Source organism: Pseudorhizobium endolithicum (assembly GCF_902153245.2).
Lineage (GTDB): Bacteria > Pseudomonadota > Alphaproteobacteria > Rhizobiales > Rhizobiaceae > Neorhizobium > Neorhizobium endolithicum.
Genome location: NZ_CABFWF030000010.1, coordinates 103,675 through 124,993 on the forward strand (window position 1 = coordinate 103,675; position 21,319 = coordinate 124,993).

Genomic DNA, 21,319 nt, shown 5'->3' on the forward strand with positions numbered 1-21,319 from the left:
TGCTTGTTCCTTGGAACAAGCAGCTTACATCTCATCTACAGTCCAATAGCCTATGAGCCATTGGATGTTGCACTCGGCAGCCTAGGCGCGGAGCGCACCGATATGGCGCTAAACGACGGGTTGTTTCGTTTGCGCTGCAACTCATTTATCAACATGTCATGAGGGGGCGCGGCGTTACGCGCCAAAAAGGACGTTAGTCCTGATCCCGGGGACTGCGAGATCCGGCAGTTCCCTCGGCTTGATTGCCGATAGCGTAGAGTGCCGCTTGAGTGCGATTTTGCATCTTCAGCTTTTTCAGGATCGCGCGCACATGCACCCGAATGGTGCTATCGCTGACATTCAACCGACGTGCGATCGTCTTATTGCTGCATCCCTCGGCCAGTAGCTGCAGGACCCCCAGTTCCCGCTCCGTCAGGAGCTTTACCGGTTGTGGCCCGTCCTCCTTCGCGTGTCGAGGCGCGCTATACAGCAGCGAGAAGGCGTCGGACGGGAGCAGCTTCAACCCCGGTTGTACGATACGGGCGGCAAGATTGATTTCCTCAAGGGAAGTTCCGTTCGGCATCAGGGCGCCAACAAAGGGAAGCAGGTCTCGGAAGTCGAGAACCGTCTGGTTGCCCCGCATTAACACAACGATGCGCGCAAGATCATCCTTATTTGAAACAGACATGAGATGATGCGTCACGACTTTTGGATCTGCCGCATCCAGAACTGAAACAGTTAGTTGCCAATCGGGTGCGCGCAGGAGTTCTACTACAGACGATACGTGCCGTACACTGCCGAATGTAGAGCTGATCGACTGTTCCAGCGCGGCCGTTAGTATTGCGCTGTCACTGACAATCGATACCTTCGCGCCCTGCATGACTGCCCCACCACCCCAACGTGTATTCAAGCAGAATATATATTAGGCGCCACGAATCCAGCTTATGTTTAATTTAACGTTAACCGGCGGCTATGATTTTCCAGATCCGTAACATCCAGATCTGCGCCTTCCGCGGCATCAGCAAAGCTGCCTCCGAAGGTTAAGCTGGTGCTGCAATTCGCTGGACAAAGGACGGATGCCAGCACACCAGCCGCCAAACTGGCCGCCCGGGCTTGTCGAGCCGCGCCTGGATCGGATCACCCGCCGCTATCTTCGGCATGGCATGGTCTTTCACTAGCCTTCTTGCGGCCATTGTTAAAGCAGCAACCCCCTAACCTAAAGTAGATGGACGGTTGGCTTCGAGAGGTGAGGCAAAATCACCAGGAAGGGCTTGGGCGTAGTCGCGGTGGACGCACGAACCAGCACAACTTCGAAAGTAGCAGGGATTTCTTCAAGCCCCCTGCTGCGCGACATTGATGGATGACACGAAGCGGCGAGTACGAGCTTCCACTGCTGCGCCGAAGATAAGATCGGAGGAGCCCTGCTCAACGACTTTGCCGGCTTCCAGAAAGACGACGTCGTTTGCGACTCGTGACGCGAGCCTCAGGTCATGTGTGGCAATCACCATGGTTGTCCCCTCACCCGCGAGCTTGCCAAGGACTTCGACCACTTCTGTGGCGAGTTCGGGATCGAGGGCCGAAGTTGGCTCGTCGCAAAGCAACACGCGCGGCGACATCGCCAGTGCACGCGCAATCGCCACGCGCTGTTGTTGGCCCCCTGACAGCGTTGCCGGCCAGGCATTCGCCTTGTGTTCCATATTCACCTTAACAAGCAGAGCCCGCGCATGATGTTCTGCCTTTCCACGGGGCCATCTGAGCACCGTCGACAGACCTTCCATTACATTCTCCAGTACCGTGCGATGCGGAAAGAGCTGGAAGTTCTGGAAGACCATGCCCGTCTGTCGGCGGATCTTCTGGAGCGCATCCCACCCCACCCTGTGGCCAGGATGGAACTCAACCGCAGCCTCACCTAGGCGCAAGGTCCCGGCATCCGGGATCTCAAGCAGGTTGATACAGCGAAGCAGCGTGCTCTTGCCGCCGCCCGAAGGGCCGATCAGAGCCGTGACCCGACCCTCGGCAACCTTGAGGCTGACATTGTCGAGTACCTGCGTTCCGCCGAAGCTCTTTGAGATGCTGGTAAGCTCGATCATTGCAGCGCCTCCAACGTTCCGCCGTAGCGGGAGAAGCGCCGCTCCAGTCTGCCCTGCAGATTAGACAGAACCGAACTTAACGCGAGATAGATCAGGGCTGCCTCTATGTAGAGGATCAACGGCTCATAGGTTGTCGCAACGATCCGCTGGGCGGACTGGAAGAGTTCCGGAACAGTGATTGCCGCTGCAAGCGAGGTGTCCTTCACCAGAGAGATGAAGGTATTGGATAGCGGGGGGACGGCGACGCGCGCTGCCTGAGGCAGGATGGTGCGCCCCATTGCCTGCCGCCAGGTCATGCCGATTGAGTAGGCTGCCTCCCATTGCCCCTTCGGTATGGACGCGATGACGGCTCGGATGATCTCCGATGAATAGGCGCCAATATTCAGCGTGAAGCCGATCAGCGCTGCAGGAAAGGCGTCGAGCAGGATGCCGACGCTAGGCAGGCCGTAAAAGATCACGAAGAGCTGGACCAGAAGAGGAGTGCCACGAATAACCCACACGTAAAAGCGGGCGATCATCATCAGTGGCTTCGCGGCGAAGAGTCGCGTGACGGCAGTGAGAAGCCCGAGCGCGAGGCCCAAGGCGAAGGATAGGAGCGTCAGCGGTACTGTGAACCGAATGCCGGCCCACAGGAGTGTCGGCAGCGAGTCCATCATCAGTTGAAGCCAATGAGGCACGGGTGGGTCCTCTGCATTCCAGTAGGGTTAGGTGCTTTAAGAAAGCGAAACGCCCGGCACTAAGTGCCGGACATTGTCGCAGCGGCCAGACTGCGCTGGCGGAGGTGAGTGCCTACCTCGACACATCCTGCCCGAAGTATTTCTCCGAAATCTTCTGGTAGCTGCCGTCGGCTTTTATCGCGTCTAGTGCTTTGTTCACCTCGGCAACAAGCTCGTCATCGCCCTGGCGCAGCAGAATCCCGGAATAGCTCGCTTCTGCCTGTTCGGCGACGATCTTGACGGGCGCGTCCGGCTTCTGCTTCTTGAAGTCGAGGAATGAGAGGCTGTCGTTCAGGGTCGCGTCGGCTCGGCCAGTCAATACGAGCTGGATCGACTGGTCGAAGCCTTCGGTGCCGATGAGTTCGGCGCCCGCCTCTTCTGCCATCTTGCCGTAGTTGCTGGTGAGTGACTGAGCCGCTTTCTTACCCTTCAGATCGTCAAAGCCCTTTATGTCCTCATTGTCGTCTCGCACGATCAGCACAGCCTTGGAGGCAATATAGGGTTCGGAAAAGGCATATTTCTGCCGGCGCGCTTCGGTGATGCCCACCTGGTTGATGACGGCGTCATAACGATCAGCATCCAGCCCAGCGATTAGACCATCCCATTTGCCCTCGACAAATTCGGCCTTCACCCCAAGCTTGTCGGCAATCGCTTCACCGATCTCCACGTCAAAGCCTACGAGCGCTCCCGACGGATCATGGAAGGTGAAAGGCGCATAGGTGCCCTCCGTACCGATCCGGATCGTTCCAGCCGCCTTGATCTTGTCCAGATTTTCCCCTGCCAGAGCTGGAAAAAGAACCGCCGCCTGGACGATAACGGCCGCAGCACCGAGTTTCAGGGGTGTCTTGAAGAGGTTCATATGTTTTGTCCTTCCAATGAACTGGTGGCCCTTGATCGCAGAAAATAGAAGCGCTGGGAGGAAAAGAAACTGCGGCTGAAAACGGGAAGGGAGAATAATTTGCTTTCTCAGGCGCGGTCCGCCTCGCTGTGAAAGCCTACATGTTCGAGGACAGCAATCAACAGACCTTATTCTCAGTCAAACGCCCCTGCCGGTGTTTTGGTGAGGAAACTCGACGACTGCACTTCCCGGCACAGCTCCGCGCTCAGCCACGGCCTATGTCGTGCTGTGTTCCTTGAACGAGTTGCGCGTCTGTTGCTGGCCATCATGCTCGCCGCCGTAAGGTGCAAGAGATCGCTCGGCAGTATGTTGCGGATCAGGTAAACGGCGCCCCTAAACCCGAGACACAAGAGCGGCGGCCACACCTCGGAGCTCCGCGAGCCCCTTCAGCCTCCCAATCGCCGGGTAGCCGGGTTGCGCCCCACGCTCCAGGTCGTTGAGGATGTCCTGACCGTGATCGGGGCGGAAGGGGATTACGCTATCACTGCGTTTCTCCCCGCGTCGCCGCTGCTCTTCGCGCAGAAGGGCCGCGACGACACCGACCATATCCGTGTCGCCGGCCAGATGCTCATCCTCGTAGAATGAGCAGGGAATGCCGTCAGTTTCGCGCTTGACGTTGCGCAGGTGCGCAAAGTGTATGCGGTCACCAAGACGATCCACCATCCCGGGCAGATCATTGTCGCTTCGTGCGCCTAGGGAGCCGGTGCAGAAGGTGATACCGCTTGCCGGACTTCTTACTGCTTCTAATATGGCGTTGAAATGAGCTTCGGTCGACATAATGCGGGGAAGCCCAAGCAGCGGAAAGGGCGGATCGTCCGGGTGGCAGCAGAGCCTTACGCCAAGCCGCTCCGCATGGGGAACTATCTCTGACAGGAAATCGATGAGGTGGACGCGCAACCGGTCCTCATCAATGGCGCGGTAGCGGGCCAGCTGAGCCTTCAGGTCATCGAGCGAAGGCTGGGCGGCGGCACCGGGTAGTCCCGCATTGACATTCCTGGAAAGCTGGAGGCGCCGGTCCGGCGTCATGGTCGAGAAGCGGCTTTCCGCTTGCTCCCGCAGGTCTACCGGATAATCGCCCTCCGCTTCGTCACGCCGAAGGATAAACAGGTCATAGGCGATGAAATCCACCAATTCGAAGCGCATGGTTGTGCCGCCATGCCCTACCCGCCAGGCAAGATCCGTCCGCGTCCAGTCCAGGACCGGCATGAAGTTGTAGCAGATCACCTCAATCCCGGCGCGCGCCAGGTTCTCCATCGAGAGGATATAGTTCGCGATGTGCTTGCGCCAGTCTCCCGTCTGCGTCTTGATCTCCTCAGAAATCGGCAGACTTTCTACCACTTCCCAGTGAAGACCCGTCGGCTCGCCAGCTTTGTCGTACGAAACCTCTTGTTGCCGGCGGGCAATCTCCTCAGGCATCCAAACCTGTCCGTAGGGAATATGGTGCAGGGCCGAAACGATGGCTTCTGCCCCAGCCTGTCGAGCATCCCTGACCGTTACCTTGTCGACCGGCCCGAACCATCTCCATGTCTGTCTCATCGTTTAAATCCTTAAGAGCTGCGCATCAGCCGAAAGCGAGGTTTGGCAGCCAGAGAACCAGGCCCGGCATGAACAGCAGGGCGACAATAAGTGCGATGATTGTCGCCACGAATGGCAGCGACTCGATCATGTATTCCTCGATCTTCACGTTCATCAGCGAGCAAACCGCGTACATGGCGACGCCCACGGGCGGCGTCATCCCGCCCAGGGTGACGATGCTCATCATCAAAATACCGAAATGAACCGGGTCTATGCCAACCTGGGTGACGATCGGCACGAAGATCGGCGTCAGAAGCAGGACCAGGACCGTGCTCTCGATGAAGCAGCCGGCAATCAGCAGGAATACGAGAATGAGGAGGACGATTCCGGCCGGGCTTTCGATGCCGGCCAGCATCCACGAAGAAATACCCTGCGGCACCTGCAGGTAAATGATCGCAAAGCCGACCATGCCTGACATCAGGATGATGATCATGATCAGGCCGATATCGGAGATGGCGTGGGCGAAGGCCCGCTTCACCTTTTCGACGTTGAGCTCCCTGTGCGCGAGGAAGCCCACCAGGAAGGCGTAGACCACTGCAAAGGCGCCGACTTCCGATGGGGTGAAAACGCCACCGCGGATCGTCAGCACCAGGGCGATAGGGAAGAACAGCGCCCATTTGGCGCCCCAGACAGCGGATGCCAGAGCTTTGAAGGTGGGGCGCTCGGTATTGGCGACCACATAGCCGCGCCGCTTGGCGACGAGGTAGGTGGTGGTCATCAGCCCAATCATCATCAGCAGTCCGGGAATGATGCCAGCGACGAAAAGACGTCCGATCGAGACATTGCCGACATAGCCGTAAAGGATGAGGCCGATGCTGGGCGGGATGGTGGCCGTGATGAGCGATCCGACGGCGATCGCCGCGGCGGAGAAGCCCTTGCCGTAGCCCTTGGCGATCATCGTCGGCCCGAGGATCCGCGCCTCCATGGCCGCATCGGCAACGGCCGATCCGGACACGCCGCCCATGACGGTGGAAAGCACGATGGCGACCTGCGCTAGGCCGCCAGCCATCCAGCCGACGGCGACATAGGAAAACCTGAAGAGCCGGTCGGTGATGCCGCTCTCGTTCATCAGGTGCCCGGCAAAGACGAAGAAGGGAACGGCCAAGAGTGGAAAGCTCTGGCTCATTGTGGCGATCTTCTGGACGGCAATCGAGATCGGCATCACCGGATCATTGAGGAAGAAGACGAAGCCTGAAATTCCGATGGCGAAGGCCACCGGCATGCCGACGATCATGAAGGCGAAGAAAAGAAGCGTGATCAGGCCCATGTCAAAGTTCCGTCGGGGTGTTGAAGTCGGTATCGGTGCGCGAATAGACGAGCGTCTCGCCATCGTCCCGGCGGCGCCATGTCCTGACCATGTTGTTGAGGAGGGCCACCGCAATCATCAGGCAGCCGGCTGGAACAGCCGAGGTGACCCAGGCATAGGAAAGGCCGCTGTCGCCAAATTGCCGCTGGCTGTTCATGACCGTCAGCCGGTAGCCTTCCACGGCAAGAAAACCGAGAAACACCAGGATCACTACTGACAGCCCATATTCGAGCCACAGCCGGTGGCGCGGCTTCAGGCGGCGGATGAGAAGGTCGATGCCCAGATGTCCCTTTTCCCGCATGGCGCGCGCCGCCCCGAAGAAGCAGAGCCAGATAAACAGGAGTTGCGCCATATCCACCGACCAGATCAGCGGATATCCGAAGAACCGCATCACGGCTGCAAGGAAGACGAGCACGACGATAACACCGAGGATGAGCGCCGCGATTGCGAACTCAAGCTGCGCCAGGCGTTTGAGCATGGGGTAATGACCTATCTGGACAAAGGAGAAAGGGGCGCACAGGCACCCCTTGTTAATACCTTGATTATTGAGCGGCGATCTTCTGGAGCTGCTCGCGAAGGTCGGCATAGCCCAGCGTCTCGTAGACGCCTGCGGTTGCCTCGCGGAACGGCGTAACGTCGATTTCCGCGATGTTCATTCCCGAGGCCTTGAGGTCTTCCTCGATCTTTGCGAGCGCATCCTGCGTGCCGTAGGAGGCGACGTCACCTGCCTTCAGAGCTTCTTCACGCAAGGCAGTCTGGAGTTCTGCGGGCAGGCTGTCGAACCAGATCGAGCTGGTGACGAGACCGGTGATGAGGTTGATATGCCCGGTCTTGGTCAGCTCCTTCGTCACTTCGAAGAGCTTTGCCCCCTGGCCCGCCGGCAGCTGGGCTTCCACGGAATCAATGACACTCTGCTGCAAGGCGGAATAGACTTCGGCAAACGGCATCGGCGTTGGAGTAGCACCCATGGCCTTGATCGTCTCTATCCAGACCGGTGCACCCGGTGTTCGCATGCGGCTGCCGGAAAGATCGGCTGGCGTGGTCACCGGCTTGTTGGTCCACAGCTGGCGCTCACCCTGCCACCAGTTGAAGGACAGGACCTGATGGCCCGACGCGGTTTTCAGCTTCGTGACCCATTCCTCGAAGATCGGCGAGGTTACGATCTTGCGCATGCCGTCATAGCCGGACGCCAGATAGGGCGCACCCAGGACGCCAAACTCCTTCTGGAATACGGCAAGGCGCCCGCCGTCGACAACCACGGCGACAGGAGCGCCGGCACGAGCCTGCTCTAAGACGTCCTCGTCCGGTCCGAGCTGCGAGTTTGGAAAGAGCTTTACCTCAATTGCGCCGCCTGTCCGTTGCGCGATGGAATCACGGAAGCTCTCCAGCCCCTTGTAGAGCGGGTCATCGGTCGTCAGTGCGGTATTGATGCTGAGCGTATAATCAGCAGATAGTGCTGGGGAAGCCAGCGCGATGGCGCCGGCAAGCAAAGTGGTGACGGTGATCAGTCTCATGATGTCCTCCCTTGAAAACGGCCAGGCCCTCCAGCCTCTTTCGCAGACTAGTATGGTAGTATACAGAGAGTCAATATGATGACCGGATTCGACTTCGCCACTTTGCCGAACCAGACGCCGCTTGCTCGCCCGAGCAGTGTCGGCGCTCGGGTATACGAGCTGCTGCGCAATGCAATTGTGCAGCTTCAGCTACGGCCGGGACATGCCCTCTCGGAAGCGGAGCTTGCCGGGCATCTCGGCGTCTCCCGCCAGCCTGTCCGCGAGGCCTTCATCAAGCTCAGCGAGGCCGGGCTGGTGGAGATCCGCCCGCAAAGGGGCACCTTTGTCAGACTGATTTCAAAGCGGGAGGTTGAGAATGCCCAGTTCCTGCGCGAAGCGATCGAAGTCGCGATAGTGCGCAAGGCGGCTGGCCAGGCTTCAACTGAACGTATCGGCGAACTGCGTGAGATCGTCGAGCAGCAGCGCAAGACGGCGCTTAAAGGCGATCATTCCGGCTTCCTGCGCCTGGACGAGCTGTTCCACCAGGTGATCGCGGCAAGTGTCGGCTGTGATGACGCATGGCGGGTTTTGGACAGCCTGAAGGCACAGATGGATCGTGTCCGGTATCTGTCCCTGCCGAACGCGACGCCGATCGAGATCATTATCGAGCAGCATTCCAAGATCCTGGATGCGGTCGAGGCGAAAGCGCCGGATAAGGCCGAGACGGCCATGCACGAGCACTTGCGGGAGATCCTCAAGTCGCTGCCTATGCTTGCGGAAGAGAAATACGATTACTTCACCGAATGATCGGAGCTGAGGCCAGGAAACGGCGTTGAGGGAACCGCTGTACGATCAGTGCTGCGGAACTGGCCGGCCTTCGCCTCAGCGCGATCCTATGTCCCTCAGCAGGCACTTTACCCCAAAGCGCCTGCTCCAGCGGTCCGTTATTATGGTCGTCAGGATGATCGTTCACAGGGCGAGTGCACGCGGTTTCGGTCTGGCGGGACGAGAAGAGCGATTGCCTCGATCGGACCATTGTTGGTGATTGTGGCCAATCAGCCGGCGAAGAGACGAGCGTTTGCTCCTACAGCGGCAGGTTTGGTGGACGATGGAGCGACCTTCATTGGCGAGATGCGTCCGCAGCCTTGGACCTACGTGACCGGATTTCGCCAGTTTTAGGTTCGAGCGGATTTCATCTTTGCCACCGCCGCCGGAGGAGGTATGTTCCTTCTTTGTTCGGCCTGTCTGCAGGCCTGCACGATTGGAAGGGGCTGAATGACGGCTTATCTTGAGAAACTGAATGACCGGCAACGGGAGGCCGTTGAGCATGGCATCGGTCTTGCTGATGGCGCTGTCGGCGGCCCTCTCTTAATCATTGCCGGAGCAGGCTCGGGTAAGACGAACACGCTTGCCCATCGTGTTGCGCATCTCATCGTCAATGGCGCTGATCCCCGCCGTATCCTGCTGATGACCTTCTCGCGCAGAGCTGCCGGTGAGATGACGCGTCGTGTCGAGCGGATCTGTCGGCAGGTCTTGGGGGAGAACGCGGCGATCATGACCGGCGCGCTTGCCTGGGCCGGGACGTTCCACGGCATAGGAGCAAAGCTCCTGCGCATCTACGCAGAGCAGATCGGCCTGGCCGTCGATTTCAGCATCCATGACCGTGAGGATTCTGCCGACCTGATGAACCTCGTCCGACACGAGCTCGGCTTTTCGAAGATGGAGAGCCGCTTCCCGACAAAGGGCACCTGCCTCGCCATCTATTCGCGCGTCGTCAATTCGGAGAGTTTAATTGTTGACGTTCTGAAGTCGTCCTATCCCTGGGCCGTGAACTGGGGCAACGGCAACAGGTGACCGGGTCCGCAAGGTCAGCGATGTCAACTGGATGTGTGCGTCCCAGGGTTCCGTCGAACAGACGGGCAAGCTGGAACTGCGCGGCAGGCTTGCGTTGGGTGGGTCCCTTCAATCTGACCGGTACCGCACCCTCCCTTAGGTGGCATCGGTCTTTGCCTGCTCTGGCCGCCGGGTTTCAAGAATGAACGTTGCCGGAACTCTGAACGTTGAGCTTCAGGTCGCAATCGATACCGATTCTTCTGCGCTCGTTTCCGCAATGTTCGAATTGTAAGGGAGACTTGCGATCCTGCTTCTCTCGTTGCTGCATGTCATTCCTTTCGCTCATAAAAGCTGGAACCGAACAGTTCACCCTCCATTTATTGCTCTGCAAGCGGATCACTCGAAGGAACAAGCGCGTGGAACACGATGATGTCTCTCCCCAGGAAGCCGAAGCCGTTCGAGGTGCCTGCGAAGACTGGTGCGCCGAACAGAGCGTGGATCCGGCCTCTCCACTCGGCCAGGACGTCCTGCTGATGATGGTAACCGCATTCCGGCAGGGCGTGCAGGAAAGGGAGGCGCTGGTTGCCGCCTGTGATCGCTTCATTGAGGAACGGAGGAGCGCTGTGCAGCTCGGAGCGCCGGCCATTCCAAGCAGGTGACGTCTGGGGCAGACAGCCCTCCACACCTGCGCGACCGGTCATGCCCTGGAGGGCCAGACCCACTCAAAGGAACATCATCTACGGTCGACGGTTCTACCCATTCGTTACCTGAGGTCTGATCGGTGAATGTCTGGTTTTCACGATTGCTGCTGTTGGCCGTAGCGGGAGCACTGCTTGCCATCGTCTTCAGCATGATCTTCTTGGGTGACCAAGAGCGGCCACAACCGGCAGGTGTCATCCTCTCTCCAAATGCTCCGTTCCCTGACGGAAAGCGGCACGCGCCGGAAGGTATCGATTGATTGCCGGCGAGGACACGCTCATCATCTGCTGAGGTGCATCTTAGGCACTAACATCCCGCCAAAAGGTATGATTGGCGGGTGTGGACGGCACGTCCATTGTCTCCGCTGGTGGGACGCCCGCAGCACCGGCCGGTGCAACAAGCATCTAGAGGCCATTTCGTGCTCGAAGCGCGTTGGTTGCCGTATCGGAATCGTGCCGCGGCCCGTTGTCGGTAGCTAGGCAGGTCGTTAAGACCTAGTCCTTGCCCGGCAGAATAGTGTTGAGTACCTGACGCGCCGTTCCCTTTACCACCCTGCTCCCGTGTGGATCACCCTTCCACAGTGCCTGTGTCATCGACTTCATCTGCTTGAAGTCAATGTGGGGCGGCAACGGAGGAACCTCCGGATCCGTCTTCACTTCCAGCACCACAGGATGACCAGCCGAAATGGCAGCTTGCCAGGCTTCCCCGACCAGCTTGGGATCGTCGATAAAGATCCCGCCAAGGCCGATCAATTCTGCAAACCTGTGATAGGGGACAGCCGGAATGCGTTGCGAGGCATCGAACTTTGGATCGCCCTGCATGACGCGCTGCTCCCAGGTCACCTGGTTGAGATCTTCGTTGTTGAAGACACAGATGACAAAGCAGGGGTCGCTCCAGCTTTTCCAGTATTTGGCGACTGTGATCAGTTCAACCATGTTGTTCATCTGCATGGCGCCGTCTCCGACAAGGCCGATGACCGGACGTTCCGGGTGCGCGAACTTGGCTGCGATGGCATAAGGGACCGCAGCACCCATGGATGCAAGACCACCGGACAACGATGCCATCATGCCTCGGCGCATCTTCACATCGCGCGCGAACCAGTTGGCGCAGGAGCCGGAGTCGCTGGTGATAATTACCTTGTCGAGAAGACGCGACGACAACTCCCATGCCACAAGCTGTGGGTTGACGGGGTTGGCCTCCGCCTGCGCGCGCTTTTCCAACACCTCCCACCAGTCACGCACGTTACGCTCAATCTGAGTACGCCAGTCCGACTCCTTCTGCTGCAGCCGGGGCAGAAGCAACTTCAGGGTCTCCGCTGCATCTCCTACAAGGTTGACGTCCATCGGGTAGCGCAGCGACAGCATCTCCGGCTTGATATCGATCTGCACCGCCTTCGCCTGCCCTTCTTTCGGAAGGAACTCGGCATAGGGAAAGCCAGACCCGACCATTAGCAAGGTATCGCATTCCTTCATCAGTTCCGACGACGGCTGGGTGCCGAGCAGCCCGATCGATCCCGTCACCCAGGGCAGGTCGTCTGGAAGAACGGCCTTTCCGAGAAGCGCCTTGGCGACCCCCGCCTGCAGACGATCGGCGACCGCCACCACTTCGTCCGTAGCTCCAAGCGCCCCTGCGCCAACAAGAAGTGCAACCTTCTTGCCCTGGTTCAGGATTTCGGCCGCAGCGTCGAGGTCAGCATCATGGGGCACCGATTTCGGAGCGCGGTAGCCTACTCCTGAATGCAGGGTCCCGTGCTCACGAGTTGGTTCTTCATACGGCATATCCTGAAGATCGTTTGGCAGGATGAGCGCCGTTACCGTTCTGTTTCCCAGCGCAATTCGAACCGCCCGGTCGACCAGATGCCGCACCTGGGCCGGGGTGGATGCCTGATGGACAAAATCGCCAGCAACGTCCTTGAACAGCGAGGCAAGATCGAGCTCCTGTTGATAATGCCCACCGAGTGCTGCACGCGCCTGCTGGCCGACGATAGCAAGGACCGGCTGATGGTCGAGCCTCGCATCATAGAGGCCGGTGACGAGGTGAGCAGCACCTGGACCCGATGTCGCGATGCAGACGCCAAGCTCACCGGAAAACTTCGCATAGGCAGCGGCCATGAAGGCCGCCATCTCCTCATGTCTCGCCTGGATGAACTCGATCGCGCCGTCGGCACGGTTGAGCGCGCCGAACACCCCGTTGATGCCGTCACCCGGATAGCCAAACATCCGGCGAACGCCCCATTGGTGGAGACGAGACACGATAAAGTCGCTGACAGTCTGAGACATTGGAACACCTTCTGCGTGATTGGGAGCTCGGAGCGCAAACCAACCGCCAGTTTGTATGTTCCCTAGGTTCCGACGGTGCGCAGAGGTGCCATCAAGAGCAGAATTGGTCATGGACGCCCCCTGTTGTTCCGATTGGGGAACTGCGGCTAGGGAGTGGTGTTAGAGCCAAAGGAGGAAGCACGATGTTACAGTCCCTGCTGGCAGAGATTTTCGGCGCAGTACCAGCCCCGCAAGCGGGATCCGTGGCTCGTGTCGCTCCGGATAAGCGTGCGCTAGTCATATTCGAGGACAATCTTGCTCCTGTTCGCAAATGGCAGACTGACCTGCTGAAAGTCGATCAAGATGCTCTGCGGGAAATGGATACTGTTGTTCTATGTATCGCCGCCGACGGCGAGCCATCGATGGTCAATGGTCAACCTCAAGCACTGCCAGTCGCCGATCTACGGCGCGAACTGCAGGCTGACGGCGGTAAGTTTGAACTGTTCCTGGTGGAACGAGATGGGACCGTCATCCTTAGGTCCGACGTACCTCTCACGGTGGCGGATCTGAAAAAGGCCCTCTCCGCGACGTCGGGGGAGAAGAAGGGATTTGAGCGTTCGGCGATCGACGCCACGCGCGAGGAAGAAACCTGAATGGCTAATCAGAGAAGTGAAGAGCAGGCCTCTGCCGCTGATAGACCTCGCACACTTCGCAGGCGATCATCCGTGGGCGCCTGGATTGCGGGGCTACTGGTTGCCTTTGTGGCGGTGCTTCTATGGGCGCAGGCCGACCGTTCTCCCGATAACCCGACCACGTCTTCGACGACAACTCCTCCCAATTCCGATGATCCCGCCCCAGCCGGTCCGGCGATGACGCCTGCCAATCCATCGACACCAGGAGGCTGATGATCTCGCGACAGTGATGCACAGCACCGCGAGTCCGAGATATTGTCTGCCGGTGCCGATATGCAACCGCCTGATCGGCCTCAGATGACCTGTTGGAACGTCGCCCGGCCGGCAAGTTCAGGAGACCATCCAAGAGAAGAGAAATGTCCAAGGACCTTGTTACCTATCCGCCTCTTGATACACCGAAGGCTCTCGCCGAAGACGTATGGATCGTCGACAGCGGGCCGTTGAAGGCCATGGGCGTCATACCCCTACCCGTCCGAATGACCATCCTGCGTCTTGCCGACAAGTCGCTGCTGATCCACTCGCCCACGAGGTACAGCGTCGACCTGCACAAGGAGATCGAGAGGCTGGGTCCCATCCGTCATTTCGTTGCCCCCAATATCGCCCACTGGACCTACCTTGAAGAGTGGCAAAGGCATGTGCCGCAAGCGACTACCTGGGCTGCGCCAGGGCTGGGGCAACGGGCTCAGGTGAAAAAATCGGTCGTGCGGCTCGATCATGACCTTTCATCCCGATCACCTGCGGCGTGGGCGGACGAGATCGATCAGGTGGCGGTGCCGGGCATCGGCGGCTTCTGCGAGATCTGTTTCTATCATCGTCCAAGCGGGACGCTGATCCTGACCGACCTGGTGCAAAACCTGGAACCACGCAAGCTCCCCGGCCTGTTCCGCGGAATGGCAAGGGTCGCCGGTGTTGTGGCCCCGGCCGGAAAGGCGCCAATCTACTTGCGCGCGATCGTGAGGCTCAAGGGACGTGCGGCGAAAGAAGCAGGGCGCCGGTTGGTGGCATTCAACCCTGCAACCGTCATATTTGCGCATGGCCGACCATTCGACCAGAATGCGAGCGAGCAACTGAAGAGGTCTCTGAGCTGGCTGCTTTGATGGCGCGTCCGACTGGGGCAGGCGCTGCTAGATGCCCTGCCCCAGTTCACCTCAAGGCCTCCGTAAATGGTAAAGCTTTAGCCTCCGTCGGCTGACGTCATCGCTCTACTTGCGTTCATCTATGACGTCGTCGGAATGCTTCTGCCGCCGCTGCACCACCCGCCATGGCCGCGATCGCAAGCATGGCGAACATGATTGGGTGGCTGGTCAATCGGTTCGGCGATCGCATTCCTCCGTCGATACCGCCAGGTTCGGAGGGCGGCGCGAAAGCATTTCCGCTGCTCTGTGCAACACGATCCGCTCGTTTGAAGTAAGATGCCATGAACCGCCCGAGGATCCGGGTCGACAGGTTGGGCGCCAGCAGGTGGGCAAGTCGCGCCGCGTTGGTGACCGATCCCACGGTGGTCGTGGCCCTCGGTGCTTGGGTAACGCCCACAATGGCGTTTGCCACATCTCGCGGATCAACAAGCGGCGGAGGCGCGCTCATCTTTCGCCCGACATAGTTCGCGCCGTGGCTGATGCCCGGTGTATCGACGAAGGCGGGGTAGATGTCGCAGATGTGGATATTGCGTTGGTCCGCCAATTCAGCGCGCAGGGCCTCCGAAAAGCCACGCAGGCCAAACTTGCTCGCGCTGTAGGCGGTGGCGAACGGCGCTGCGGCAAATCCTCCAAGCGAGATCATGTTGACGAAAATGCCATAGCCCTGTTGGAGAAAAATCGGCAGCACCGCATGAGCGTCGTTCATATGTCCGATCAGATTAGCGCGAATGACCTGTTCGTGCGCCTCGATCGGCGTCTCCTGGAACCGTCCAACGGCGCCAACGCCGACATTGCTGACCCAGATGTCGATCCTGCCGAAGGTCATCGCCCGCTCGGCGAGCCGTTTAACGGCATCGGCATCGGTGACGTCCGTTTCCACGGCGATGGCCTCGCCGCCCATACGCTGGCAATCCTCGGCAACGGCATTGAGAGCATCCAGATCACGTGCCGCAATGACCAGACGGCTCCCCTGCCGCGCAAATGCCAGGGCTGTCGCCTCGCCTATTCCACTGGAGGCTCCCGTGATCACCACCACCGCATTCTTCAGATCGACCTTCATGTCCTTGCTCCGATGCTGCAGCAGTCGCTGTTCATGGGTTGTTGATGCTTGGCAGGAAGAACTCGACCTCCTTGCGCCGCTCCTCATCAAGAGGCTGGATCTTACCCATCCAGAACGCTTCCGCCTCCGGAGGATCGGCTTCCCATTTGCGGATGTCGGTGATGTTGTCGTCGATCTTTGACTTCCGGCGCCCACCGAGGCGGACATATTCCTCGGCAAGCTTGCGCGCTTCGGTCTTGTTCTCGCAATCCGGCTGTTCAGTCACTGGCTTCGGCCTTCCTGACGTTCGGCGGTCGGTGAGACGAATTCTTTCGATCGGCAGTTCCAGATGGACGAACACCGCTAAGCGACCAAGGTTTCAGGAGGCTCATTCATGAGTGTCGTACGCGCCCTACTGGCCACCAAACCCGAAGTACCAAGCTACAGCAGGAACCATGGCGAGTAGCGGGACGGATATCGCAACAAGCACCCATCACGCGTCAACAGCCCTGCTGCGACACATGCAATGATCGCCGAAGCGATAGAGCCAGAGGTGGGTATGACCTCCATAAACGGCATGAACAGCGTCAGGACGAGGATCAACGAGAGCGGCACGTACATCACTGGCGGCGTCACCAGCTGTGCGGAAACCGGTTTCACGGAGCATCTTCAATACGACCCGGAATCGGGGTTTTGAACCGCGGAGACCGCGTTGCCGTTCAAGGTGTTAGCAGCCGTCGCAGCCAACGAAGTTGAAATGGTGCCCCCGGCAGGGTTCGAACCCGCGACCCCCTGATTACAAATCAGGTGCTCTACCAACTGAGCTACAAGGGCATTTCCGAGACGCCGAGTTAGCAGATTCTGATTTTCTGTAAAGCTAAAAGTCTCAGGGCGTGCGGCGGGCGGCGATGCGGGAGAGATGGATCGTACTGCTTTCTCTCACCATGGCCTTGTGGCTAAACGGTTTTTCCCGCTAGGTAGATCCGAGTTTCGGGGAACCGCCATGTCTACCACCAGCAAGAGCCTTTCCTTCTGCGCATCCTCAGCCCCGGAGGCCGTGGCTGCGCGCGAAGAATTGATACGGCTCTACGGCAACACCTCTCCCGAGGAGGCCGACGTCATCGTCGCCCTGGGCGGGGACGGATTCATGCTCCACACGCTGCATGGGACCATCAATTCGGGCAAGGCGATCTACGGGATGAACTGCGGCTCCGTCGGCTTCCTGATGAACGACTACCGGACGGAGAACCTCCTGGAGCGGATCGACGCCGCTGTCGACAACGTGCTTCATCCTCTGCAGATGAAGACCACCAACGCCGACGGCACGAGTTCGATCGCACTCGCCATCAACGAAGTCTATCTGTTCAGGCAATCCTATCAAGCCGCCAAGTTGCGCGTCGAAATCGACGGTCGCGAACGCCTCGGCGAACTCATCTGCGATGGACTGATGATTGCCACGCCTGCCGGTTCGACGGCCTACAATCTCTCGGCACACGGCCCGATACTTCCGCTCGAAGCGCCGCTGCTGGCGATGACGCCGGTGAGCCCGTTCCGGCCCCGCCGCTGGCGCGGCGCCCTGCTGCCAAATCATGTAAGGGTCGACATCCACATCCTGGAGGCGGACAAGCGTCCGGTGAACGCGGTGGCCGACAATATGGAAGTCAAGTCGGTGCTTCGCGTGCAGATAGAGCAGTCGGAGGAGATGACGGCACGAATCCTCTCCGATCCCGACCATACCTGGTCAGACCGGATTCTTGCCGAGCAGTTCAGCAACTGAGGTAAAACGGAAAGGGCGCCCGGAGCGCCTTTTCCCATTCGCTGTGGCAGCATCGGTCAATCCACGTCGGCGATGGCCGCGTCGGGCTTGCCGCTGATGCGGTGCGCCAGGGCCGCCTCCATGAACTCGTTCAGATCGCCGTTCAGGACGTCGTCGGGAGCGGTGCTTTCGACGCCGGTGCGGAGATCCTTCACCAACTGGTAGGGTTGCAGGACGTAGGAGCGGATCTGGTGACCCCAGCCGATATCGGTCTTGGATGCCGCCTCGGCATTAGCCGCCTCCTCCCGCTTCTTCAGCTCGGCTTCGTAGAGGCGCGCGCGCAGCATGTCCCAGGCCTTGGCCCGGTTCTTGTGCTGAGACCGCTCCTGCTGGCAGGCGACGACGATCCCGGTCGGGATGTGCGTGATGCGGACCGCGGAGTCCGTGGTGTTCACGTGCTGGCCGCCGGCGCCCGACGAGCGATAGGTGTCGATGCGGCAGTCGCTTTCGTTGATCTCGATGTTGATGGACTCATCGATGACCGGATAGACCCAGATCGAGGAGAACGACGTATGGCGGCGCGCATTGCTATCATAGGGCGAGATGCGCACCAGCCGGTGCACGCCGGATTCGGTCTTCATCCACCCGTAGGCATTGTGGCCCTTGACCAGGATCGTGGCCGACTTGATGCCCGCCTCCTCGCCCTCGTGGACCTCCAGAACCTCCACCTTGTAGCCCTGACGTTCCGCCCAGCGGATATACATGCGCAAGAGCATGTTCGCCCAGTCCTGGCTCTCGGTTCCGCCGGCGCCGGAATGCACTTCCACATAGGTGTCGTTGGCATCCGCCTCGCCGGAGAGCATGGCCTCCACCTGGCGGCGGTTGGCTTCGGTCCGGAGCGCCTTCAGGGCATCCTCTGCCTCGGTGACGATCGCGTCGTCGCCTTCCTCCTCGCCCATCTCGACGAGTTCGATATTGTCGGAAAGCTGCTGCTCCAGCGCCCGAACACCGCTGATGCTGTCGTCGAGCTGCTGACGTTCGCGCATCAGTTTCTGAGCTTCGGACGCGTCATTCCAGAGGTTGGGGTCCTCCGCCTTGTTGTTCAACCAGTCCAGCCGTCTTACCGCCTGGTCCCAGTCAAAGATGCCTCCTCAGCAGGCTTACGGCCTGCTTGATTTCGTCGACTACAGAGATGATTTCAGCCCGCATGGCTACGTTCTTGCTTTCTTTCTGATTAGGAAGATGGCCCCGACATAGTGGCGCCGGCGACCGATGTAAAGACCGTATGCCCGCCCTGGAGGACGTCTCAGAACAGCCCTGCCGCGCCCGAGGTCACGGCCTGCTGTGCCTGCGGCGAGGTCTCGAGGATTTGCTCCGGCGGCAGGTATTCGGTATCGCCGATCACCGCGAACACATCCGCCGGACCTGTCCCCGGCTTGAAGGCTTCCACGATCGTGTCCGGCTCGCCTTCGAACGCCATCATGCCCGTCGTGCGGTTCACCGGAATGAACTGCATGCCCTCCGGAACGTGGAACTTCTCCGGCGGCGTACGCTTCACGGCGACTTCCATGAAGTCGGCAAAGACGGGAACGGCCAGCGAGCCACCGGTCGCACCGCGACCAAGCGGCGCCGGCGTATCGAAGCCGATGTAGACGCCGGCAACGAGGTTGGGCGTATACCCCACGAACCAGGCGTCCTTCTCGTCATTGGTCGTACCGGTCTTGCCGGCGACCGGACGGTCGTCGATCTTGATCTTGCCGGCGGCGGTACCGCGCCTGACGACGCCTTCCATCATCGAGGTGATCTGGTAGGCCGTCATCGGATCGAGAACCTGCTCCCGGTTGTCCACCAGGATCGGCTCCTCCTGCTCCGCCCAGCGCGGGGCATTGCAGCCGTCGCAGGTCCGTTCCTCGTGACGGAAAATCGTCTTGCCGTAACGGTCCTGGATACGGTCGATCACTGTCGGCTTGATCTGCTTCCCGCCATTGGCAAGAACGGCGTAGGCCGACACCATCCGGAGCACCGTCGTCTCGCCCGATCCGAGCGACATAGCTAGCACCGGAAGCATCTTGTCGTAGATGCCGAAGCGCTCGGCGTATTCCGCGACAAGTTCCATGCCCATATCCTGGGCCAGCCGGACGGTCATCTGGTTTCGGGACTTCTCGATGCCGAGGCGGAGCGTCTGCGGACCGGCCGAACCGCCGCCGTAGTTCTCCGGCCTCCAGACCTGGCCGCCTGAGACCATTTCGATGGGGGCATCGAGGATAACGGAAGCGGGTGTATAGCCATTGTCCAGCGCGGCGGCGTAGACGAACGGTTTGAACGCCGAGCCCGGTTGGCGCATCGCCTGCGTGGCGCGGTTGAACTCCGACTGGGCGTAGGAGAAGCCGCCTACCATAGCCAGAACTCGGCCAGTATTCGGATCCATCGCGACAAAGCCGCCCTGAACCTTCGGGGGCTGGCGGAGACGGTAGCTACCCTCTTCATCAGAGATGGGTTCGACGAATACGACGTCGCCGGCCGCGAGCACACCTTCCGGCGACTTGGCGGTCTTGCGCTCACCCTTCGCGTCCCGGTAGGCCCACTTCATGTTCTCGGCGCGGATGACACCCGTCTCACGCCTTTCGTCCACTTTTCCGCCAGCGTCGGTCGCCGGCTGAAGCGTGATATTGACCTCCTTGGCAGAAACCGCGGTGACGACAGCGAGCTTCCATTCGGGGACGTCGCGAAGCGCAGGGACCTTCGCGAGTTCCGCCGCCCAGTCGCCAGACATGCTGATCTGCTTCACAGGGCCATGGAAACCGCGGCGCTCGTCGTACTGGATCAGCCCCTTGTGCAGCGCCTTCCGTGCCACCACCTGCAGGTCCGGATCCAGCGAGGTCCGGACGGACAGACCGCCGCCATAGAGCGTGTCGTCACCATATTTCTCGATGATCTGACGGCGGACCTCTTCGGCGAAGAAATCGGAAGCGAAGAGATGCGTGCCGCCACGGCGGGGCTTCACGCCCAACGGCTGCTTCTTGGCTTCCTCCGCATCGGCCTGACCGATGTAGCCGTTCTCGGCCATGCGATCGATCACCCAGTTGCGGCGTTCGATGGCAGCGGCTTCCTTGCGGAAGGGATGGTAGTTGTTGGGGCCTTTCGGCAGGGCGGCGAGATAGGCAGATTCGGCGATCGTCAGTTCCGTGACGGACTTGTCGAAATAGGTGAGTGCCGCCCCCGCGATACCGTAGGAGTTCAGGCCGAAGAAGATCTCGTTCAGGTAGAGCTCGAGGATCTTGTCCTTGGAATAGGTCTGCTCGATGCGGAAGGAGAGGATCGCTTCCTTCACCTTTCGATCGATCGTCTGGTCGTTGCTGAGCAGGAAGTTCTTGGCGACCTGCTGGGTGATCGTCGAGGCGCCTTCCGGCCGGCGGCCAGAGGCCAGGTTCTGGAAGTTGTTGACGACCGCGCGGGCAAGACCGGCGATATCGATGCCGGGGTGATTGTAAAAATTCTTGTCTTCGGCCGAAAGGAACGCCGCCTTGACCCGATCGGGCACTGCCTGGATCGGAAGGAAGAGGCGCCGCTCGCGGGCATATTCCGCCATCAGGGCGCCGTTGCCGGCATGCACGCGCGTGGCAACCGGCGGTTCGTAGGCACTCAGCACTTCGTAATCGGGGAGGTCCCTGGAAACGCCGGCAAGATAAATCGCGGCGACGACGGCGACGCCCAGGAAAAGGACGCACGCCAATCCAAAGAAATACCCGATAAGTCTGATCATATTGAAGCTACCGTTCGGCTTTCATTCGGTGCCGGGACACCATCGCATGATTGTGGGGCTTTTGCACGCCGATCCGGCCAGCGCAA

The 21,319-nt window shown here is 59.8% G+C and carries 19 protein-coding genes, 1 tRNA gene and 1 pseudogene; 7 read left to right on the top strand and 14 right to left on the bottom strand.

Annotated elements, in window-relative coordinates; genetic code table 11:
- Window positions 1-193: 193 nt before the first annotated feature.
- From RTCK_RS06305 to RTCK_RS06340, 8 genes are all read right to left on the bottom strand, one after another.
- Window positions 194-859: a helix-turn-helix transcriptional regulator gene (locus tag RTCK_RS06305; RefSeq protein ID WP_142523235.1), complete on the bottom strand. Its 666-nt coding sequence runs from the start codon at window positions 857-859 to the stop codon at window positions 194-196.
- A gap of 451 nt (window positions 860-1,310) precedes the next feature.
- Window positions 1,311-2,069 (bottom strand): amino acid ABC transporter ATP-binding protein, encoded by a 759-nt coding sequence (locus tag RTCK_RS06310; RefSeq protein WP_142592179.1) that lies wholly within the window; start codon window positions 2,067-2,069, stop codon window positions 1,311-1,313.
- Complete coding sequence (locus tag RTCK_RS06315; protein WP_142592180.1) at window positions 2,066-2,746, bottom strand: ABC transporter permease subunit; 681 nt, start codon at window positions 2,744-2,746, stop codon at window positions 2,066-2,068. The genes RTCK_RS06310 and RTCK_RS06315 overlap by 4 nt, the downstream gene beginning before the upstream one ends.
- 112 nt (window positions 2,747-2,858) lie before the next feature.
- Window positions 2,859-3,644 carry an amino acid ABC transporter substrate-binding protein gene (locus RTCK_RS06320; protein WP_142592181.1) on the bottom strand — a complete coding sequence of 262 codons (786 nt, stop codon included), beginning with the start codon at window positions 3,642-3,644 and terminating at the stop codon, window positions 2,859-2,861.
- A gap of 372 nt (window positions 3,645-4,016) precedes the next feature.
- The gene (uxuA, locus tag RTCK_RS06325; RefSeq protein WP_142592182.1) at window positions 4,017-5,219 is read right to left on the bottom strand and encodes a mannonate dehydratase; all 1,203 of its coding nucleotides are present in this window, start codon (window positions 5,217-5,219) and stop codon (window positions 4,017-4,019) included.
- Between the two features lie 25 nt (window positions 5,220-5,244).
- A complete protein-coding gene (locus tag RTCK_RS06330; protein WP_142592183.1) occupies window positions 5,245-6,525 on the bottom strand; it encodes a TRAP transporter large permease in 1,281 nt (426 codons plus the stop codon).
- A gap of 1 nt (window position 6,526) precedes the next feature.
- A complete protein-coding gene (locus tag RTCK_RS06335) occupies window positions 6,527-7,042 on the bottom strand; it encodes a TRAP transporter small permease (protein WP_142523267.1) in 516 nt (171 codons plus the stop codon).
- A gap of 64 nt (window positions 7,043-7,106) precedes the next feature.
- Window positions 7,107-8,078, bottom strand: coding sequence for a C4-dicarboxylate TRAP transporter substrate-binding protein (locus RTCK_RS06340; protein ID WP_142523268.1), 972 nt, complete (start codon window positions 8,076-8,078; stop codon window positions 7,107-7,109).
- Window positions 8,079-8,156: 78 nt separating this feature from the next.
- On the opposite strand from RTCK_RS06340, the gene RTCK_RS06345 reads away from it, so the two are divergent.
- The 3 genes and pseudogenes from RTCK_RS06345 to RTCK_RS06355 all read left to right on the top strand — a co-directional run bounded on the left by RTCK_RS06345 (window position 8,157) and on the right by RTCK_RS06355 (window position 10,549).
- Window positions 8,157-8,864 (top strand): GntR family transcriptional regulator, encoded by a 708-nt coding sequence (locus RTCK_RS06345; protein ID WP_211181436.1) that lies wholly within the window; start codon window positions 8,157-8,159, stop codon window positions 8,862-8,864.
- A gap of 468 nt (window positions 8,865-9,332) precedes the next feature.
- A pseudogene (locus RTCK_RS06350) lies at window positions 9,333-9,893 on the top strand (UvrD-helicase domain-containing protein); the annotation flags it as partial.
- 413 nt (window positions 9,894-10,306) lie between these two features.
- Entirely contained in the window at window positions 10,307-10,549 is a 243-nt protein-coding gene (locus RTCK_RS06355) for a hypothetical protein (protein WP_142592185.1), read from the top strand.
- A 534-nt stretch (window positions 10,550-11,083) separates the two neighbouring features.
- Here RTCK_RS06355 and RTCK_RS06360 read toward each other — a convergent pair.
- Window positions 11,084-12,868 carry a thiamine pyrophosphate-requiring protein gene (locus tag RTCK_RS06360; protein WP_142592419.1) on the bottom strand — a complete coding sequence of 595 codons (1,785 nt, stop codon included), beginning with the start codon at window positions 12,866-12,868 and terminating at the stop codon, window positions 11,084-11,086.
- 182 nt (window positions 12,869-13,050) lie between these two features.
- Here RTCK_RS06360 and RTCK_RS06365 point away from each other — a divergent pair, with 182 nt between their 5' ends.
- A complete protein-coding gene (locus tag RTCK_RS06365) occupies window positions 13,051-13,500 on the top strand; it encodes a DUF4174 domain-containing protein (RefSeq protein WP_142520943.1) in 450 nt (149 codons plus the stop codon).
- A 395-nt stretch (window positions 13,501-13,895) separates the two neighbouring features.
- Window positions 13,896-14,636, top strand: a complete 741-nt coding sequence (locus RTCK_RS06370; protein WP_142592186.1) for a DUF4336 domain-containing protein — start codon at window positions 13,896-13,898, stop codon at window positions 14,634-14,636.
- 115 nt (window positions 14,637-14,751) lie between these two features.
- Here RTCK_RS06370 and RTCK_RS06375 read toward each other — a convergent pair whose 3' ends face one another.
- Entirely contained in the window at window positions 14,752-15,735 is a 984-nt protein-coding gene (locus RTCK_RS06375; protein WP_142592187.1) for an SDR family oxidoreductase, read from the bottom strand.
- A gap of 31 nt (window positions 15,736-15,766) precedes the next feature.
- Window positions 15,767-16,000 (bottom strand): hypothetical protein, encoded by a 234-nt coding sequence (locus RTCK_RS06380; RefSeq protein WP_142592188.1) that lies wholly within the window; start codon window positions 15,998-16,000, stop codon window positions 15,767-15,769.
- Between the two features lie 273 nt (window positions 16,001-16,273).
- Between RTCK_RS06380 and RTCK_RS20790 the strand changes: the two genes are divergently transcribed.
- On the top strand, window positions 16,274-16,411 hold the full coding sequence (locus RTCK_RS20790) for a hypothetical protein (protein ID WP_185927952.1): 138 nt from the start codon (window positions 16,274-16,276) through the stop codon (window positions 16,409-16,411).
- A 61-nt stretch (window positions 16,412-16,472) separates the two neighbouring features.
- Here the strand turns inward: RTCK_RS20790 and RTCK_RS06390 are convergent.
- Window positions 16,473-16,548 (bottom strand) — tRNA-Thr (locus RTCK_RS06390).
- A 169-nt stretch (window positions 16,549-16,717) separates the two neighbouring features.
- Between RTCK_RS06390 and RTCK_RS06395 the strand changes: the two genes are divergently transcribed.
- Window positions 16,718-17,491 (top strand): NAD kinase, encoded by a 774-nt coding sequence (locus RTCK_RS06395; protein ID WP_142520982.1) that lies wholly within the window; start codon window positions 16,718-16,720, stop codon window positions 17,489-17,491.
- Between the two features lie 56 nt (window positions 17,492-17,547).
- Here RTCK_RS06395 and prfB read toward each other — a convergent pair.
- Both prfB and RTCK_RS06405 read right to left on the bottom strand, forming a co-directional pair.
- Window positions 17,548-18,679 (bottom strand): peptide chain release factor 2 gene (gene prfB, locus RTCK_RS06400; RefSeq protein ID WP_142592189.1). Its coding sequence is split into 2 segments (ribosomal slippage): window positions 17,548-18,609 and window positions 18,611-18,679, totalling 1,131 coding nucleotides; the frame shifts between segments, so codons are not numbered across the junction.
- A 97-nt stretch (window positions 18,680-18,776) separates the two neighbouring features.
- Window positions 18,777-21,233 carry a penicillin-binding protein 1A gene (locus RTCK_RS06405; protein WP_142592190.1) on the bottom strand — a complete coding sequence of 819 codons (2,457 nt, stop codon included), beginning with the start codon at window positions 21,231-21,233 and terminating at the stop codon, window positions 18,777-18,779.
- Window positions 21,234-21,319 lie beyond the last annotated feature (86 nt).

Bases quoted from the DNA above. Each gene is read 5' to 3' on its own strand.
- RTCK_RS06310 (WP_142592179.1), bottom strand. From the start codon at position 2,069: ATGATCGAGCTTACCAGCATCTCAAAGAGCTTCGGCGGAACGCAGGTA.
- RTCK_RS06305 (WP_142523235.1), bottom strand. From the start codon at position 859: ATGCAGGGCGCGAAGGTATCGATTGTCAGTGACAGCGCAATACTAACG.
- RTCK_RS06320 (WP_142592181.1), bottom strand. From the start codon at position 3,644: ATGAACCTCTTCAAGACACCCCTGAAACTCGGTGCTGCGGCCGTTATC.
- RTCK_RS06330 (WP_142592183.1), bottom strand. From the start codon at position 6,525: ATGGGCCTGATCACGCTTCTTTTCTTCGCCTTCATGATCGTCGGCATG.
- RTCK_RS06405 (WP_142592190.1), bottom strand. From the start codon at position 21,233: ATGATCAGACTTATCGGGTATTTCTTTGGATTGGCGTGCGTCCTTTTC.
- RTCK_RS06335 (WP_142523267.1), bottom strand. From the start codon at position 7,042: ATGCTCAAACGCCTGGCGCAGCTTGAGTTCGCAATCGCGGCGCTCATC.
- RTCK_RS06365 (WP_142520943.1), top strand. From the start codon at position 13,051: ATGTTACAGTCCCTGCTGGCAGAGATTTTCGGCGCAGTACCAGCCCCG.
- RTCK_RS20790 (WP_185927952.1), top strand. From the start codon at position 16,274: ATGACCTCCATAAACGGCATGAACAGCGTCAGGACGAGGATCAACGAG.
- RTCK_RS06370 (WP_142592186.1), top strand. From the start codon at position 13,896: ATGTCCAAGGACCTTGTTACCTATCCGCCTCTTGATACACCGAAGGCT.
- uxuA (WP_142592182.1), bottom strand. From the start codon at position 5,219: ATGAGACAGACATGGAGATGGTTCGGGCCGGTCGACAAGGTAACGGTC.
- RTCK_RS06340 (WP_142523268.1), bottom strand. From the start codon at position 8,078: ATGAGACTGATCACCGTCACCACTTTGCTTGCCGGCGCCATCGCGCTG.
- RTCK_RS06345 (WP_211181436.1), top strand. From the start codon at position 8,157: ATGACCGGATTCGACTTCGCCACTTTGCCGAACCAGACGCCGCTTGCT.
- RTCK_RS06395 (WP_142520982.1), top strand. From the start codon at position 16,718: ATGTCTACCACCAGCAAGAGCCTTTCCTTCTGCGCATCCTCAGCCCCG.
- RTCK_RS06360 (WP_142592419.1), bottom strand. From the start codon at position 12,868: ATGTCTCAGACTGTCAGCGACTTTATCGTGTCTCGTCTCCACCAATGG.
- RTCK_RS06375 (WP_142592187.1), bottom strand. From the start codon at position 15,735: ATGAAGGTCGATCTGAAGAATGCGGTGGTGGTGATCACGGGAGCCTCC.